The following is a 17493-nucleotide window of genomic DNA, read 5'->3' as shown; positions in this document are numbered from 1 at the left end:
TATGAACTTGCTTTAAATATTCTCTGGCCATTATCCTAGCAAGGATAGTAAAGTACAAGTAATTCGCTATAGCATATATCGCTTACCACCTATTGAAATAATTATAATAAAGGTTACATTTGCGCAAATTATCGTTTTCCCAATTCTCAAAAAGTGTTGTAACAACTGCTGTTGCTTTAATGCTCACAGCTGGTGTGGCAAAAAGCTTTGCCAGCAACAACCTACCCGATCTCGGTACTGCCGCAGTCAATACCTTTAGTTTAGAAAAAGAAATGGTCTATGGCGATGCCTATATGCGGGTCATTCGTTCATCAGCACCTATTGTTAGTGATCCTGTGCTGAATCAATATATGTCAGAACTTGGCAATAAACTGGTTGCCCACGCCACTGGAGTAAAAACACCCTTTTACTTTTTCTTATTAAAAAATGATGAAATTAACGCCTTTGCTTTTTTCGGGGGCCATGTAGGCGTACATACAGGCTTATTTCTTAATGCCGACACAGAAAGCGAATTAGCCTCTGTACTTGCCCATGAAATTACTCACGTAACGCAACGTCACTTAGCCCGTTCGTTAGAAGCACAAGAAAAAAGTTCTACTGCTACTATTGTGGGGATGTTAGGGGCGATTTTATTAACCATTGCTGCGCCACAAGCAGGTATGGCAGCGTTAGCTACAACCCAAGCGTTATCTACACAATCACGCATTAACTACACACGTTTACATGAAAGAGAAGCTGATAGAATTGGCATGCAAACGCTCGCAGCTGCGGGATTTGACCCCAATGGCGCCGCCGATTTTTTCTCTAAGCTTGCTATACGCTATCGCTTTACTACTACGCCACCGCAAATGCTACTGACTCACCCATTACCCGAGTCACGTATTACCGATGCCCGTAACCGCGCAACCCAGTTTCCTCATCGATATATCCCTGATCAGTTAAACTACCAACTTGCTAAAGCGCGTATTCAAGTGCGCTTTTCAAGTTACAGTGAACAAGCGGCTTTATCTATGTTTGAGCAGCAACTAAAAAAAGAAAGCTATAGCTTTAAAAGTGCTGCACTTTATGGGAAAGCATTGGCTCTATTTAGAGCGAAACGCTTTACTGAAGCAGAAGATATTATCGATGACTTGTTAGCAAATAAGCCAAACAATCTGTTTTATATTGATACTAAAACTGATTTGTTAGTTCAAAAGAAAGATTTTGACGGCGCCATTGAGATGTTATTGCATCACAATAAGCTTAAACCTATGTCGCAAGTAATTTCAGCTAACCTTGCCAACGTGTATGTGGAAGCTGAACAACCCGAAAAAGCCATTCCGCTATTAGAAGATCTTATATTTCTAGATAAGCAAAATATATTGCCTTATCAAATTTTAACTCAGGCCTATCGCAAAATGGGTAATAAGGCACTTGAATATTATACTAATGCTGAAGTCATGGCCTTAGCGGCCAATTATGATGGCGCGATTGATCAACTTAACTATGCCTATCGCCACTCAGAAGGCCAATCGTTACAAGTTGCCAGAATTGAGGCGAGGATCCGCCAATTTAGACAAGCTAAACGTGAGCTTGACGCTCTCAAATAATTACCGCTAAGCAATGGTGAGTTAAGTTATCAGATAGCTAACCATTGCTTAGATTTTTTGTTAATATGCCCCAAAATATAAAAAAGAAGCAATCTAATGACAACTGTTACCCTTTATCATAACCCTCGCTGTTCAAAAAGCCGCCAAACCCTTGCGTTACTAGAAGCACAAAATGTTCAAATAAACATTGTTGAATATTTAAAAAACGTTCCTTCTAGCGACGAAATTAGCGCTATTTTAGCCATGTTAGCAATCAGTCCAAGAGAGCTAATGCGCACTAAAGAAACCGAATACAAAGAACAAAACCTTGCGGATGTTAATTTAACCGATGAGCAATTAATCAACGCCATGATTAACACCCCTAAATTAATTGAGCGCCCTATTGCTATTGCAAACGGCAAAGCTGCAGTAGGTCGACCACCTGAAAATGTGTTAGCCATTTTGTGAGAATAACCATGACAACACATACCTTATTTCAACTATGCCGTGTGGGCTATGTCTCATTATTAATGCTGCTTACTGGCTGGTTTATCCAGCAAGGCATGACAGGTGAATATTCATTAGCCTTTAATTTGTTATGGATAGCCCCTTTGTTACTGCCCATTAAAGGGATATTAACGGGTAAGCCATACACTTATGCCTGGGCAAGTTTCATTTTATGCTTATACCTTTTACATGGACTAACCCTGCTGTATGTCACAGAAGATGCATTATATTTTGCGCTTATTGAATCTGTACTTATTAGCGCACTGTTAGTCGCTTTTCCTTTTTATGCCCGCCTACGTGGTAGAGAACTAGGCTTAGGTTTAAAGAAAAAGTCCAAAGACCAATAATATAAGCTTGCTACTTATAAACTAAATTACTTAAGCGCCTTTGGGCGCTTTTTTATTTAAAAACAGCAAATCACTTCGCCATAACCAAGCACCTAGTAAGTGACAAGTAGATAAAAAGATAAGTAAGTAACAAGTAAAGAAAAGGTTACCAAATAGTTTCACCGCTCTTTTTGCAAGCAAGACTCCATGCTATATTGATTTTTGATAACATTTTTAGATTAAAATGCAAAAGCAACGGAGATTGTGTATGAAAAATAACATGGCTATTACAGCTATACTCGCCTCAGTGACTTTTCTGTCAGCCTGTGGCGGTAGCTCTGACTCATCTTCGCCAGGAGACCCTGAAACCACATTGCCCATCAATGTCTGCGAAACCAGCTCCGGTTTAACAACCGTTAATAATGGCACAGAATTGAATTTTAATGTTGAACAGCAATATTACGTCAATCAATCCGCCAGTATTACTGTTGGGGTCAGTAACCAAAACAGCAACGACTACCAGTTTAACTGGCAACAAACTGCAGGACCCGCATTAGATATCAGCTCAGAAAACAGCCCAGTGCTGGCATTTTATATTCCTGAAGCTGCAGACTATAGCTTCACTGTCGAGGCAACCAGTGGCCAAATTTCTTACAGCGACAAAATTTCCATCAGTGCTGCGCAAATGTCGCAACAGTTAAATGTCTATAGCGATCATCAAGTTGTTGCAGGTAATGATGTCAGCCTGCGCCTTGGTCAGATCAACAACCAAGTGCCATCTAACATACAATGGTGTTATTTTTCAGACCAACAAATTAGCCTTGATTTAACCAATGCAGAAAGGCCACTATTTACCGCACCAGATAATATTGCAGAAGATACCTTTGTTGGCCTTAAAGTGACCGCAGACTTTGCCGGTGAAACCTTAACCGATGAAGTCTTTGTATTAGTGACGAAACAAAACGCCATCACCTCGCCCTACTTTGATAGCCCCATCGCTAAAACCTATGCCTATAACAGTGCATCACCTTATGCAATTAACGCGCAGCGGTGTGTTTACTCTAATCAATTAAACCAAACTTGCCAGCTAAATGACTTACCGTTAATTGGCCAACAACTAGACTCAGAAACCATTGCAGATGTCATGGATAGAGTGGTTGTTTCCCATGACTGGATGGGCCGAAACTTTGAGCAATTTTTAACTCAATCGGATCCTAACAGTGATTTTATCAAGTTATTACAATCAGTAAGCGCGGTTGTCATTAGCTATGATATTAGACCATCATTTTACTGGGTGGCTACGGGCGCTATTTACCTCGACCCTGAGTATTTGTGGTTAAGCCCGACGGAAAGAGACACCATCAATGAAGCACCTGATTATCGTAGTGACTTTGGTAACGATTTAAAATTTATTATGCCGTGGCGTTATGTGAAAAATAATGACTATGTATCTATTAGTTATGATCGGGCAATCCGTCAATCGCGCACTATTGCAGATCTTACACCGCGCTTAGCCAGTTTGATGTATCACGAATTAGCTCACGCTAATGACTTTTTCCCGCGTTCGACCCATAGCCAGTTACAAGGCCCGACTTTAATTGATGACTTCTATCGTAGAGCAAATAGCAATTCACTGGTATCTGATCAATTGCAGAATATTGAGCCATTAACCAGCGCTGAAATGTATGGTTTAGCCGCCGTCAGCTTTTTAGGTGAAACCGCTGACGCAACTCAAAAAGCCTATGTACCTAGTGATGTCACTAGCTTCTTTTTGACCGATTATGCTAATGATTTTTATAACTACTCGTCGACTCGTGAAGACGCCGCAATGTTGTTTGAAGAAGCCTTTATGAGTCATCGTTATCAAATTCAAAGGGATGTGGCAGTCACAGATACCGATAACTTAATCGTAGATTGGGGGCAGCGAGGCCGCATTGGCGCAGACGAACTCTCAACCCGAGCTGCATTTGTTATTAATCAAATGATGCCTGAAGTAGATGGTGAATCGTTATTAAATGGCTTACCTGCGCCAATAAACATGATTGCCGGCCAAGATTGGTTTGATAATGTCGATATATCACCCAGCCTGTCAAGAAACATGTCTAGAGCCAGCACAATGTCAAACATCAGTTCAGACGCTAACGCTGTGACATCAGATAATAGGCCTGCAATACAAGTGGGTCGTGAGCACAGAGATATGCCTATACCCTCGCGTTAACCAAATCAGAAATTAACCAATTTTTTGTGACTACCAATAAAAAACCACCTTAATCGGTGGTTTTTTATTTTAGATTGTAAGCTTTCATAAAAGCGTAAAACTCAATTATAAAAAATTGTCACTTACAATCGCAGCATTTCTTTAATGAAAGGAATCGTCAATTTACGTTGATGTACCATAGAAGCTTTATCTAGCTTATCAAGCACATCGAATAAGGTACGTAAGTCTCGAGCCATGCGAGTTAACAGAAAGCGCCCCACCTCATCAGAAAGCTGCAAACCACGCATCGCTGCACGCCGCTGTAATGCCACTAACTTTTCTTCGTCTGCCATGGGTTGTAATTGATATATCAAGCCCCACTGCATCCGTGAAATTAAATCAGGTAATGCAAAACCAGCTTCAGTTGGTGATGAGGTGCCACTTACAATCAAGCGACAATCTTGCTGCTCTTCAATACGATTGTATAAATGGAACAGCGCCTCTTCCCATATTGGGTGTCCTGCAATGGCATCAATATCATCGATACAAATTAGTTGTAACGACTCAATACCTTCAAATAGCTCAGGAGAAATACTGGCATGAATGCCAAGTGGGATATATAAAGTACGGCGCTCTAAATCGTTCGCGTGCGCACAAGCTGCGTGCATTAAGTGAGTACGGCCAGACTTTACCGGACCATATAAATACAAACTAGAAGCAAGGCTGCCTTCAGCGGCAGCCTGTAGCTTTTGGATTAACTCATCGTTACCTACTGCAGGGTAATAACTCTGAAATGTTTCATCATCAGGTAAATAAACTGGTAACGATAATTGTTTTGGTGAGTTTTGGGTCACTCAAAAATTCTCTAATAATTAATACAAGCGACAGTTAGTATAACACACTCAATCTAATGCCATTGATAGATTAATGACACTGTTGTTTCAGAATCTAGATTAGGATCAACATTATTGATACTGTTTTCTTGCCCAGCGTTTAAATTGGGTGGAACCACTGTGTTAACAGTATCAATTTGCGTCAGTCTTTTATTAATACTCAGTAATTTTTCTAAATCGCTGGCATCACCAAATAACGATAAGTTGTAAGTAACGGTATCAGCTTTAAACTGGCTTAAACTCACCGACTTAATCGCACTTAATTGGGTTAAGTAAGCTTCAATGTCAACTAATTGCGCCATAGTTTGAACCCCTACTAAGGTTAACTTAGTTTGGGCGCTGTTTCCTGAGTCAGCGAAGGCATATTGGCTAACAAAATATCCCGCTAACCTTGATAAGATTTCATCTGTTGCTTGCTCGTAATCCGCGACTTCTGCTTGGTGGTTAATTAAAGGCTGCATAACACCGCTAGCATTGCCTTTATCAAATAAAGCTACATTAAAGCGCACAAAACCGCCCACTTGATCAATATCGGCCATGGCAAAATAGTCCGCTTGGTAGCGTTTTGATGCATTGGCAACCACATCGGCAAACATGCCTCGTACATCAGAGACATTAACTTGCATCACATCGTCTAAATCCATCACAGGTAACAGGATTGGAATGCCTTTATTATTGGCATCTAAATCGATTTGCGTTCTAATATCAGATTCAGCTGCATCCGCTAAAATAGCTCTATCGCCAGCATTTTCGATAGACATCCATAACAAAGTTGATGGGCGTTGGCGGCCCCACACTGGTAATTCTGCTTCACGAAGGGTCGAAATAATACGTTTATGATCAAAGTTTGCCTTTAACACTAACTCATCATCCACTTGGCTGTAGCCGTATTGAGTCAGTAAGGATTCAGGCTTGTTAATATGACTTTTAATCAATGGGTGTTCAAGCACTGAAGTTAAGCCCGAATTCTTTATAAATACAGTGGATAGCGCTTGTTTTAAGGCAACTTGTCGTTCATTTGTGGCTCGAGAAGTTACCACAACATCAGCTTCATCGAGTAAAGCGATTTCAGCAGCAATAACAGCAAAGCTGTTTAGGGCAAACACACAACCAATAACAATGAACTGAATTAAAAGTTTTAACATGGCAAAGTAAACGCAATCTAAGAAAAGTGTTCGAAGTGTAGCATATTAATTTTACTTCTAAAATTACATTACAGTGCTGTAATTTGCAGCAAAAGGCTGTTAAAGATGATCTAAAATACAGACATTATTAGCAATTTCACTTATCTTAAATTCGAAACTCTCATTTATAATAAACATAGGATTTATATGAAACGCTTGTTCATACCCTTACAGGGCGCACAAATGCTGTTTGTTGCATTTGGTGCCTTAGTATTAATGCCATTGTTAAGTGGGCTTGATACAAGTGTCGCCCTATTCACTGCCGGATTTGGCACATTGTTATTTCAAATCATCACTAAGCGCCAAGTGCCTATTTTTTTAGCCTCATCATTCGCGTTTATAGCGCCAATTATGTATGGGGTACAAACATGGGGCATTCCCGCCACAATGGGTGGACTCATGGTGGCAGGTTTCGTTTATGTGCTGTTAGGTTTGATGGTCAAGGTCAAAGGGAGTGGCTTTATTCATAAGCTTTTACCTCCGGTTGTTGTTGGGCCTGTCATTATCATTATCGGTTTGGGCCTTGCGCCTATGGCCGTTAACATGGCGCTGGGTAAAACAGGTGACGGTAGTAGCGTTATTGTAGAACAAGAAATTGCACTATTTATCGCGCTAATGTCATTAGCGACCACTGTGTTAATTGCCGTTTTTGCCAAAGGTGTGCTTAAGCTAATGCCGATCCTTGCCGGTATTTTGGTGGGTTACGGCTTTAGCTTGGCGTTCGGTATTGTTGATTTTAGTCCAGTTGCGCAGGCAAGTTGGCTTTCTGTTCCCAAATTTGTTGCCCCTGAATTTCACTGGCAAGCGATACTGTTTATGATCCCCGTAGCCATAGCGCCAGCCGTTGAGCATATTGGCGACTTATTAGCGATTTCAAATGTGACAGGTAAGGATTACTTTAAAAAGCCTGGGCTACACCGTACGTTAACGGGTGATGGCGTGGCCACCATTGCGGCCTCAGCACTAGGCGGACCACCAAACACTACCTACAGTGAAGTCACTGGCGCAGTAACACTGACAAAAAACTTTGACCCGCGAATAATGACTTGGACTGCTATCACGGCAATCACGTTAGCGTTTATTGGTAAATTAGGCGCATTGATGCAAACAATTCCGTTACCCGTTATGGGCGGCATTATGTGTTTATTATTTGGCTCCATCGCCGCAGTTGGCTTAAATACCTTAATTAGAAATCAGGTAGATTTAAATGAGCCACGTAATCTCAGCATTGTTGGGGTGACTTTAGTGTTCGGTATTGGGGGAATGGCTTTTGGTATTGGTGAGTTTAGCCTGACAGGCATTAGCCTATGTGGCTTAGTGGCGATTGTAATGAATTTAGTCTTACCTATGCCAAAAGAGCCTCAAGCCGATTAAGTTTTAATTCCATATTACTATTGTAGGCAACAAATTATTGGCAACAAAAAACCCTTAATTTAAGCAAATTAAGGGTTTTTACTTTAAAAGTTCATCTACTTTGCGTTTAAGCTTTGAAAAATTCGAAGCTAACGCTTACAGGCGCAACAAAAAATGACTTATTCAGCGTCTTCTTCAGTGCGGAACTTATCAGCTGTTGCGGTGATCATTGGCTGTAACTCACCTTTTTGGTACATCTCAGTGATGATATCGCAACCACCGATAAGCTCACCTTCAATCCACAACTGTGGGAATGTCGGCCAATTAGCGAATTTTGGTAATTCAGCACGGATATCTGGATGCTGTAAAATGTCTACGAAAGCAAACTGCTCACCACAGTTGATCATCACTTGCGCGACTTGAGATGAAAAACCACAGCTTGGTAATTTTGGAGAGCCTTTCATATAAACAATGATAGGGTTTTCACTAATTTGCTGCTTAATTTTGTCTACTGTTTCCATTTTTATTCCTAAGTGCTACTTAATAATCTAAGGCTATTGTACGCCAGCTTTCATCATAACAAAATCCCACAGTTTGTAGGGTTTTGTTAGAAAATGATTTTTTCGATTGACTGTATCGACATATTTCATCAAACAATGATTCACATCACAAAAATTTTAAGTACAATGTCAGGGTGAGTATGTCATACCAAAAGGTATATAAAACGATAACCTAAGTCCATGGAGAGATACTAATGGCTTTCGAATTACCAGCATTACCATATGCTAAGAACGCACTTGTACCACATATTTCTGAAGAAACTATCGAATTCCATTACGGTAAGCATCACAACACTTATGTTGTTAAGCTTAATGGTCTTGTTGCAGGTACTGAATTTGAAAACAAAACCTTAGAAGAAGTTGTAAAAACTTCAACTGGTGGCGTATTCAACAATGCAGCTCAGATTTGGAACCACACTTTTTACTGGAACTGTCTAGCGCCTAATGCTGGCGGTGCTCCAACGGGTGCTATCGCTGAAGCAATTAATGCAGCTTTCGGCTCATTTGAAGAATTCAAAGCGAAATTTACTGATTCTGCAGTAAACAACTTTGGTAGTGCTTGGACTTGGTTAGTTAAAAATGCTGACGGTTCTGTGGCTATTGTTAACACAAGCAATGCTGCGACTCCTTTAACTGACGAGTCAGTAACACCATTGATGACTGTTGATGTTTGGGAACACGCTTATTACATCGATTACCGTAACGTTCGCCCTAACTACCTAGCTGCTTTCTGGGAATTAGTTAACTGGGAATTCGTTAACGCAAACTTCGCTGGCTAAATGCTAACAAGTTTACAATGAGATGAATAAAAGGAGCTAATTAGCTCCTTTTTTATTGGTTCATGTTTAGTGTTTCTGTTTTATCGTTACTGCTCAAACCGACCAACTACATTTGCAACAGTTGCATTTGCAACGTTTTATCTTTGTTTTTATTAGAATTTTTTACAATTCCCTATTCGCTAATCTCAAATCCCTGACCTAGACTTTATCTAACGGCCATTAAAAAGCACTACTATTTTGTTTAAATTAAAATCGGCTTAACACCATAAATGCGCTGTCACTCAAGTACTTTCACCTTAGTTTAAAGGGGTTTCTTATGGGCATATTCGAACATTACCAACAACGTTATGAGCAAAAACTAGACGAAGAATACTCACTGCAGCAGTTTCTTGAAATCTGTAAGGAAGACAGAAGTGCTTATGTGTCGGCGGCCGAACGGATGTTAATGGCCATCGGTGAATCTAAAACCATCGATACTTCAAAAGATCCTAAACTCAGTAGAATTTTTTCAAATAGATTAATTTCTTACTATCCAAGCTTTACTGATTTTTATGGCATGGAAGAGTCCATTGAACAAATTGTCTCTTACCTTAAACATTCTGCCCAAGGTCTAGAGGAATCAAAACAAATCCTCTATCTGTTAGGACCAGTAGGTGGTGGTAAATCATCATTAGCAGAAAAACTCAAAGCCTTAATGCAAAAGGTGCCTATTTACATCTTAAGTGCCAATGGCGTTCGCAGCCCCGTTAACGATCACCCTTTATGCTTATTTGATCCCGATGAAGATGCTGAGCTGCTAACTAACGAGTATGCGATTCCACCACGTTATATTAAAACCATCATGTCACCATGGGCAGTAAAACGTTTACATGAATTTGGTGGGGACATTACTAAATTTAAAGTAGTTAAGGTTTACCCTTCGATCTTAGATCAAACCGCTATCGCTAAAACCGAACCCGGTGATGAGAATAACCAAGATATTTCAGCATTGGTGGGTAAAGTTGATATTCGTCAGTTAGAGCATTTTTCACAAGATGACGCTGACGCTTATGCCTACTCGGGCGCATTATGCCGTGCGAACCAAGGGGTGATGGAGTTTGTGGAAATGTTTAAGGCTCCAATTAAGGTGTTGCATCCACTGCTTACAGCCACACAAGAAGGTAATTACAACGGTACAGAGGGCTTATCTGCCTTGCCATATAACGGTATGATTTTAGCTCACTCCAATGAGTCTGAGTGGACCACTTTTAGAAATAATAAAAACAATGAGGCATTTTTAGACCGAGTTTACATCGTAAAAGTGCCCTACTGTTTACGGGTCTCTGAAGAGATGGAAATTTATCAAAAATTACTGTCAAACTCAGAACTATCCAAAGCGCCTTGTGCCCCTGGCACCCTAGAAACTTTAGCTCAGTTCAGTATTCTGTCACGCTTAAAAGTACCTGAGAACTCCTCTATTTACTCCAAAATGCGCGTCTACAATGGTGAAACGTTAAAAGATACTGACCCTAAAGCCAAGTCGTACCAAGAGTATCGTGATTATGCCGGTGTCGATGAAGGAATGCAGGGGTTATCAACTCGTTTTGCATTCAAGATATTATCTAGAGTGTTTAACTTTGACGATACTGAAATTGCTGCAAACCCAGTACATCTATTTTATGTACTTGAAAAGCAAATCGAACAGGAACAATTCCCTGCAGAGTTAAGTGAAAAGTACCTCGAGTTTTTAAAAGGTTATCTCATTCCTAAGTATGTTGAATTTATCGGTAAAGAAATCCAAACCGCATACTTAGAGTCTTATTCAGAATATGGTCAGAACATCTTTGATAGATACGTCACTTATGCAGACTTTTGGATTCAAGATCAGGAGTTTAGAGATCCAGAAACTGGCCAATTATTTGACCGCTCAGCGCTAAATGCTGAATTAGAAAAAATCGAAAAACCAGCTGGTATCAGTAACCCTAAGGATTTTCGTAATGAGATCGTCAACTTTGTATTACGTGCTAGAGCCAATAATGACGGTAATAATCCACTGTGGACCAGTTACGAAAAGCTCAGAGTGGTGATTGAGAAAAAAATGTTCTCCAATACCGAAGATTTATTACCGGTTATTTCTTTTAACGCGAAAACCTCAGCAGATGATCAACGTAAACACGATGACTTTATCAATCGCATGATGGAAAAAGGCTATACCCAAAAACAAGTCAGATTACTTTCAGAGTGGTACTTGAGGGTACGTAAATCGTCATAAGTATTGCTAACTTTGCCCTTACCTTTATGCGCTAAAAACCGTTAAGGGCAAAGTCCATTAGGAGTTGTGTATGGCAAATTTTATTGATAGACGCCTCAATGCAAAAGGTAAAAGTACCGTCAACAGGCAACGTTTTATTGAACGCTACAAAAAGCAAATCAAAAAATCAGTCAGTGAAGCCGTAACCAGAAGAAGTGTTACTGATATCGATAAAGGCGAGAAAATCAGTATCCCAACACGTGACATCAGCGAACCGACATTTCATCAAGGACAAGGCGGTGTGAGAGAGCGTGTCCACCCAGGTAACGATCAGTTTAATAAAGGTGATCAAATTGAGCGCCCCAAAGGCGGCGCAGCCGGACAAGGTAGTGGCGAAGGTGAAGCCTCTAATAGCGGCGAAGGTAAAGATGAATTCTTGTTTGAAATCTCAAATGATGAATATTTAGAGCTGTTATTTGAAGATTTGGCGTTACCGGATTTACAGCAAACTAACGCCAAGCAAATGGTTGAGTTTGAAACATACCGCGCTGGTTACACTAATGTCGGCGTACCAGCCAATATCAATATTGTCCGCTCACTGCGATCTTCATTGGCTAGACGCATTGCCATGACTGCAGGTAAAAAGAAATTACTCGCCGAGCTTATTAAGCAGCTTCACGAGCTTGAAAATACCCCCGGCACCCAAGCTGAGTTGATCATGGATTTAAAACAGCAAATTGAAGATCTTAAAAAGCGTATCGATAGCGTGCCTTTTATAGACAGTTTCGATTTACGTTTTAATAATTTTTCCAAACGTGAAAAACCATCTAGCCAAGCAGTCATGTTTTGCCTAATGGATGTTTCAGGTTCAATGGATCAAGCCACCAAAGATATGGCAAAACGATTTTATATTTTACTGTATTTATTTTTAACCCAGACCTATAAAAATCTTGAAGTGGTCTACATCCGGCATCACACCCAAGCAAAAGAAGTAGACGAACATGAATTTTTCTACTCACAAGAAACAGGCGGTACCATTGTTTCTAGTGCCTTAAATTTAATGCATGAAATTCAGCAAAAACGTTACCCTGCTGATGAGTGGAATATTTATGCCGCACAAGCCTCTGATGGCGATAATTGGGCTGATGACTCACCAGCTTGTAGGCAACTCCTTGCTGAGAAAATATTACCGGTATCTCGCTATTTTAGTTACATCGAAATAACCCGTAGAGCGCATCAAACGCTTTGGCGTGAATATGAAACCTTACAAGCACAATTTGGCAATATCGCCGTACAACACATCAAAGAAGTAGACGATATTTATCCAGTGTTCCGTGAATTATTCAAAAAGCAGCCTAGCTAAGGAGTCACAATGACAAAACCGACTACTGACGACAAAAGTGCTGGCATTGAAGAGCTACAAAACACGGCACAATCAGCCAATATTGCCGAAAAATCACAGCCTAAAGCCCATGGTAAACAGCCTTTAGATGATGGCCCTGATTGGACCTTTGACCTACTCGAAACCTACATGGCAGAAATTGAAAAAGTAGCGGCTTTTTACAAATTAGAAAGTTATCCCAATCAAATTGAAGTGATCACCGCAGAACAAATGATGGATGCCTATGCAGGTATCGGTATGCCTATTGGTTACACCCATTGGTCATTTGGCAAACGTTTTATTGAAACGGAGCAAGGTTACCGTCGCGGTCAAATGGGATTAGCCTACGAAATTGTGATTAATTCCGATCCGTGTATTGCTTATCTAATGGAAGAAAATACCATTACCATGCAGGCCCTTGTGATGGCTCACGCCTGTTTTGGCCATAATAGTTTCTTTAAAAATAATTACTTATTTAAAACATGGACCGATGCTAGCTCGATTATTGATTACTTGGTGTTTGCTAAAAACTACATCCGAGAATGCGAATTAACTTACGGTGTTGAGCAAGTTGAGCTAACCCTCGACTCTTGTCACGCATTAATGAATTATGGTGTTGACCGTTATAAACGCCCTGCTGAAATATCGTTTAAAGAAGAAAAAATGCGCCAAAAAGACCGTGAGAGTTACTTACAGAGTCAGGTTAACGACCTGTGGCGAACCGTACCAGTTAACCCTGATAACATAAAACCGGAAAATGAAATTAAATTTCCTGAAGAACCACAGGAAAATATCTTATATTTTATCGAAAAGAACGCCCCATTACTTGAACCTTGGCAACGTGAAATCGTTCGAATTGTGCGGAAAATGGCGCAATATTTTTATCCGCAAAAACAAACCCAAGTAATGAACGAAGGTTGGGCCACCTTTTGGCATTACACCATTTTGAATCATATGTTTGATCAAGGCACTGTGACAGATAGATTTATGTTGGAGTTTCTACAAAGTCATACTGCTGTGGTCGCTCAGCCAGCTTACAATAGCCCACATTATAGTGGCATAAACCCCTATGCTTTGGGCTTTAACATGTTTGTTGATATCAGGCGTATATGTGAGCACCCTACTGAAGAAGACAAACGTTGGTTTCCTGAGATAGCCGGAAGCGACTGGTTAACGACGGTTACATTTGCAATGGAAAACTTTAAAGACGAAAGCTTTATAAGCCAATACCTGTCGCCAAAAGTTATGCGAGATTTTAAGCTCTTTAGTGTTTTAGATGATGATAGTTGTAACCGTTTATCTATTTCAGCTATTCATGATGATAGTGGTTACCACTTAATCAGAGAAAAATTATCACAGCAATATAACTTGTCAAATCTAGAGCCAAATATCCAAGTGCAACAAGTAAAAGTTAATGGTGATCGATCATTAACATTACGCTACATCCCCAATAAACGTATTCCACTGAGCCACAGCCACGAAGAAGTGCTAAAGCATTTACACCGTTTATGGGGCTTTGATGTCAGCATTGAGCAACTTGAAGAGTCTGGTAATGTAACTAAGTTGTCGCAATGCCCCCCAGCTAAAGCAGAAACTAAGATGACTACCATGTAATCACTGCTATTGAGTTCCATTAAACTTAAGCCATAAAAAAACCAACCTCGCGGTTGGTTTTTTACTGTATTAATTAGCTACTATTTATTACTGATAGCAATCTCTGCAGGCATATCATCACGTAACTTTTGCCACATAACGCCGCTGTTAATGCCATTTGATTTCATCAACCCATTAACGTCATTGTATTTGTGCTCAATGGCTAAAACTTCAAGCTTTTTGTAAAAATCTAGTGAGATCGCTCGCGCCTCTTCACTCGAGAAATAATAGCGACCTACTCTGCTATACAATCCCTTGAAACCATTAAGAATAAGAACATAGAGCGGGTTTCCTGAAGAAAACGCTAACGCATGATGTAATTCATAATCATAATCAGCATAAGCTTCAGCAGTGTCTTCTAACTGATGAATTTTTGCTAATACCGCTTGAGCTTTTTCTGGGTTATTTCTAATGGCGCCGCGAAAATAAATAATACTCACATTGGCTCGCGCTGAAAGCAGCTGATCAACCAATAACGGGAATCCCTCAGGGTTTAAATCAGCAATAGTTTCTAAAATATTTAAGCCAGAGGTTTCCCAAAAATTATTCACTTGGGTTGGTTTGCCATGTTGAATTTTGAGCCAACCATCACGCGCTAATCGTTGTAACACTTCTCTTAATGTTGTTCTTGTTACGCCAATTAATTCTGATAGTTCACGCTCTGCGGGTAATATCGACCCCGGTGGAAACTTATTTTCCCAGATGGAACGTACAATCCATTTTTCTGCAAAACTTGCAGGACCCTTTGCATTGATAATTGTCAACTTTAACATCCCGTGGTTAACCAATAGACAGATCATACCAGAGGAAATATAAATACACACCATACATAGCAGTTAAAGCCTAGATCCAACCTTGTTACCGGTTACTTTTTCACCAATCGCAGATAAGTTTGTGACGTAGCAGTTATATTCGTTGGCTATTTGTCGAATGATAGATTTTCTTGGATTACAATCAATGAAGTTTGCGCTAAAATACCGCGTCAAACAAAAGGATGTAAGTTAGCGATACAGCTAACGAATTTTGAAACTAACAAATATAATGCGTTTAAATGACTGATAAAAAAGGCTATGACGAAAAATTGTTTACTGAGCAAGATAGTTTAGAAACAATGTAATTCGTCTTATTCAAAGTCAGCTGTAAATACGTCGCTCTATTTGTCACGAAATTCCTTCCAGTAAATTTCACTATCACAAAATCACAACTGGAGAGGCTATTATGCCGTCAACTGCTGGTAATGCATTTTTTCATAACTTCTTGGGTAATTCACCAAGATGGTATAAATATGCAATATTGTTGTTCCTCGTTATAAATCCATTATTATTTTTCTATGTCAGCCCATTCATCGCAGGTTGGGTACTGGTAGTAGAATTTATTTTTACCCTTGCAATGGCACTAAAATGCTATCCATTACAGCCTGGCGGCTTACTCGCCATACAAGCTGTAATTATAGGCATGACCTCCCCCACACAAGTTCTACATGAAATAGAAGCTAACCTAGAAGTATTATTATTATTAATCTTCATGGTTGCTGGTATTTACTTCATGAAGCAATTGCTACTTTTTGTATTCACTAAAATGATCACTAAAGTACGTTCAAAAATTGTTGTTTCATTGATGTTTTGTACCGCTTCTGCTTTTCTGTCGGCCTTTTTAGATGCCCTAACAGTTATCGCGGTTATCATCGCTGTAGCCGTTGGTTTCTACTCGATTTATCACAAGGTGGCATCAGGTAAAGACTTTAGTTCAGATCATGACCACACTAAAGAAGATCGTGAACAGTTATGCGATGAAGAGTTAGAGGCTTTTCGTGGTTTCTTAAGAAACTTACTAATGCACTCTGGTGTAGGTACTGCTCTTGGCGGTGTTTGTACTATGGTCGGTGAACCACAAAACTTAATCATTGCAGCCCAAGCTCATTGGCAATTTGGTGAATTCTTTATTCGTATGTCACCTGTTACCATGCCAGTATTAATCGCGGGTGTAGCCACTTGCTTCATTGTTGAAAAATTTAAATGGTTTGGCTATGGCGCACAACTGCCAGATGCGGTTCATAAAATTTTAAGCGATTATGCTGCCTATGAAGATGCAAACAGAACCACTGCCGATAAGATGAAACTGGTTGTTCAGGCTCTTGTAGGTATTTGGTTGGTCGTAGGTTTAGCCTTCCATTTAGCCTCTGTTGGTTTGATTGGTTTATCCGTTATCATCTTAACCACGGCATTTAATGGCGTGACAGATGAACATGCGATTGGTAAAGCATTTGAAGAGGCCTTACCTTTCACAGCCTTACTTGCGGTATTTTTTGCCGTGGTTGGTGTGATTATTGATCAACATTTATTCGCCCCTGTTATTCAATGGGCACTAAGCTTTGAAGGTAACGCCCAGTTAGTGGTGTTCTATATTGCTAATGGCTTATTGTCGATGGTGAGCGATAACGTGTTTGTGGGTACTGTCTATATAAATGAAGTAAAAGCAGCATTAATCAGTGGCCAAATCACCCGTGACCAATTTGATTTATTAGCTGTGGCGATTAACACAGGTACTAACCTGCCTTCTGTTGCGACCCCTAACGGTCAAGCTGCATTCTTATTCTTACTGACCTCTGCTTTAGCACCATTAGTAAGACTGTCCTATGGCCGTATGGTTTGGATGGCACTGCCTTATACGATTGTACTGTCAATTGTCGGTGTTGTTACTATTGAATCTGGCTTCTTAACCGATATGACCCAGTATTTTTATGATAGTCACATCATTATTCATCATACTGCGAAAGACGTTATTGGCGCTGCAAGCGGGCATTAATGTTTAATAATTTGAACATTATCAATTAAGCACCCTCTAATGAGGGTGCTTTTTTAT

Annotated in this window: 14 protein-coding genes; 10 read left to right on the top strand and 4 right to left on the bottom strand. The window is 40.0% G+C overall.

All coding sequences use genetic code 11. From position 1 onward, the window contains the following. Positions 1-179 precede the first annotated feature (179 nt). The 4 genes from Q4557_RS12625 to Q4557_RS12610 all read left to right on the top strand — a co-directional run bounded on the left by Q4557_RS12625 (position 180) and on the right by Q4557_RS12610 (position 4619). Positions 180-1589 carry a M48 family metalloprotease gene (locus tag Q4557_RS12625; RefSeq protein WP_102476650.1) on the top strand — a complete coding sequence of 470 codons (1410 nt, stop codon included), beginning with the start codon at positions 180-182 and terminating at the stop codon, positions 1587-1589. A 96-nt stretch (positions 1590-1685) separates the two neighbouring features. Then, entirely contained in the window at positions 1686-2036 is a 351-nt protein-coding gene (gene arsC, locus Q4557_RS12620) for an arsenate reductase (glutaredoxin) (RefSeq protein WP_102520231.1), read from the top strand. Positions 2037-2044: 8 nt separating this feature from the next. After that, positions 2045-2422, top strand: a complete 378-nt coding sequence (locus Q4557_RS12615; protein ID WP_102437317.1) for a DUF2069 domain-containing protein — start codon at positions 2045-2047, stop codon at positions 2420-2422. A gap of 247 nt (positions 2423-2669) precedes the next feature. Then, entirely contained in the window at positions 2670-4619 is a 1950-nt protein-coding gene (locus tag Q4557_RS12610; protein WP_303413097.1) for a hypothetical protein, read from the top strand. A gap of 122 nt (positions 4620-4741) precedes the next feature. Here Q4557_RS12610 and hda read toward each other — a convergent pair whose 3' ends face one another. Beyond that, the gene (gene hda, locus Q4557_RS12605; RefSeq protein WP_076537757.1) at positions 4742-5452 is read right to left on the bottom strand and encodes a DnaA inactivator Hda; all 711 of its coding nucleotides are present in this window, start codon (positions 5450-5452) and stop codon (positions 4742-4744) included. 53 nt (positions 5453-5505) lie between these two features. After that, positions 5506-6636 (bottom strand): DUF2066 domain-containing protein, encoded by a 1131-nt coding sequence (locus Q4557_RS12600; RefSeq protein WP_303413094.1) that lies wholly within the window; start codon positions 6634-6636, stop codon positions 5506-5508. Between the two features lie 186 nt (positions 6637-6822). On the opposite strand from Q4557_RS12600, the gene Q4557_RS12595 reads away from it, so the two are divergent. After that, on the top strand, positions 6823-8049 hold the full coding sequence (locus Q4557_RS12595) for a uracil-xanthine permease family protein (RefSeq protein WP_102437312.1): 1227 nt from the start codon (positions 6823-6825) through the stop codon (positions 8047-8049). 158 nt (positions 8050-8207) lie between these two features. Here Q4557_RS12595 and grxD read toward each other — a convergent pair whose 3' ends face one another. Further along, positions 8208-8549, bottom strand: a complete 342-nt coding sequence (gene grxD, locus Q4557_RS12590) for a Grx4 family monothiol glutaredoxin (protein ID WP_076537750.1) — start codon at positions 8547-8549, stop codon at positions 8208-8210. Between the two features lie 233 nt (positions 8550-8782). On the opposite strand from grxD, the gene sodB reads away from it, so the two are divergent. The 4 genes from sodB to Q4557_RS12570 all read left to right on the top strand — a co-directional run bounded on the left by sodB (position 8783) and on the right by Q4557_RS12570 (position 14592). Beyond that, the gene (gene sodB / locus Q4557_RS12585) at positions 8783-9367 is read left to right on the top strand and encodes a superoxide dismutase [Fe] (RefSeq protein ID WP_102437310.1); all 585 of its coding nucleotides are present in this window, start codon (positions 8783-8785) and stop codon (positions 9365-9367) included. A gap of 316 nt (positions 9368-9683) precedes the next feature. Next, positions 9684-11618 (top strand): PrkA family serine protein kinase, encoded by a 1935-nt coding sequence (locus tag Q4557_RS12580; RefSeq protein ID WP_102437308.1) that lies wholly within the window; start codon positions 9684-9686, stop codon positions 11616-11618. Between the two features lie 70 nt (positions 11619-11688). After that, a complete protein-coding gene (locus Q4557_RS12575) occupies positions 11689-12960 on the top strand; it encodes a YeaH/YhbH family protein (RefSeq protein WP_102437306.1) in 1272 nt (423 codons plus the stop codon). 9 nt (positions 12961-12969) lie between these two features. Continuing rightward, complete coding sequence (locus tag Q4557_RS12570; protein WP_303413089.1) at positions 12970-14592, top strand: SpoVR family protein; 1623 nt, start codon at positions 12970-12972, stop codon at positions 14590-14592. An 80-nt stretch (positions 14593-14672) separates the two neighbouring features. Here Q4557_RS12570 and fadR read toward each other — a convergent pair whose 3' ends face one another. After that, positions 14673-15404 (bottom strand): fatty acid metabolism transcriptional regulator FadR, encoded by a 732-nt coding sequence (gene fadR, locus Q4557_RS12565; RefSeq protein ID WP_102437303.1) that lies wholly within the window; start codon positions 15402-15404, stop codon positions 14673-14675. Positions 15405-15849: 445 nt separating this feature from the next. Here fadR and nhaB point away from each other — a divergent pair, with 445 nt between their 5' ends. After that, positions 15850-17436 (top strand): sodium/proton antiporter NhaB, encoded by a 1587-nt coding sequence (nhaB, locus tag Q4557_RS12560; RefSeq protein WP_102437301.1) that lies wholly within the window; start codon positions 15850-15852, stop codon positions 17434-17436. Positions 17437-17493: the final 57 nt, after the last annotated feature.

Source organism: Shewanella sp. 5_MG-2023 (assembly GCF_030547465.1).
Lineage (GTDB): Bacteria > Pseudomonadota > Gammaproteobacteria > Enterobacterales > Shewanellaceae > Shewanella.
The sequence above is the reverse complement of the archived record's forward strand: the minus strand, read 5'-3'. Positions and strand labels throughout refer to the sequence as shown.

Coding starts and splice junctions, on each gene's coding strand:
- Q4557_RS12625 (WP_102476650.1), top strand. CDS start 180: ATGCTCACAGCTGGTGTGGCAAAAAGCTTTGCCAGCAACAACCTACCC.
- arsC (WP_102520231.1), top strand. CDS start 1,686: ATGACAACTGTTACCCTTTATCATAACCCTCGCTGTTCAAAAAGCCGC.
- Q4557_RS12615 (WP_102437317.1), top strand. CDS start 2,045: ATGACAACACATACCTTATTTCAACTATGCCGTGTGGGCTATGTCTCA.
- Q4557_RS12610 (WP_303413097.1), top strand. CDS start 2,670: ATGAAAAATAACATGGCTATTACAGCTATACTCGCCTCAGTGACTTTT.
- Q4557_RS12600 (WP_303413094.1), bottom strand. CDS start 6,636: ATGTTAAAACTTTTAATTCAGTTCATTGTTATTGGTTGTGTGTTTGCC.
- Q4557_RS12595 (WP_102437312.1), top strand. CDS start 6,823: ATGAAACGCTTGTTCATACCCTTACAGGGCGCACAAATGCTGTTTGTT.
- grxD (WP_076537750.1), bottom strand. CDS start 8,549: ATGGAAACAGTAGACAAAATTAAGCAGCAAATTAGTGAAAACCCTATC.
- sodB (WP_102437310.1), top strand. CDS start 8,783: ATGGCTTTCGAATTACCAGCATTACCATATGCTAAGAACGCACTTGTA.
- Q4557_RS12580 (WP_102437308.1), top strand. CDS start 9,684: ATGGGCATATTCGAACATTACCAACAACGTTATGAGCAAAAACTAGAC.
- Q4557_RS12575 (WP_102437306.1), top strand. CDS start 11,689: ATGGCAAATTTTATTGATAGACGCCTCAATGCAAAAGGTAAAAGTACC.
- Q4557_RS12570 (WP_303413089.1), top strand. CDS start 12,970: ATGACAAAACCGACTACTGACGACAAAAGTGCTGGCATTGAAGAGCTA.
- fadR (WP_102437303.1), bottom strand. CDS start 15,404: ATGTTAAAGTTGACAATTATCAATGCAAAGGGTCCTGCAAGTTTTGCA.
- nhaB (WP_102437301.1), top strand. CDS start 15,850: ATGCCGTCAACTGCTGGTAATGCATTTTTTCATAACTTCTTGGGTAAT.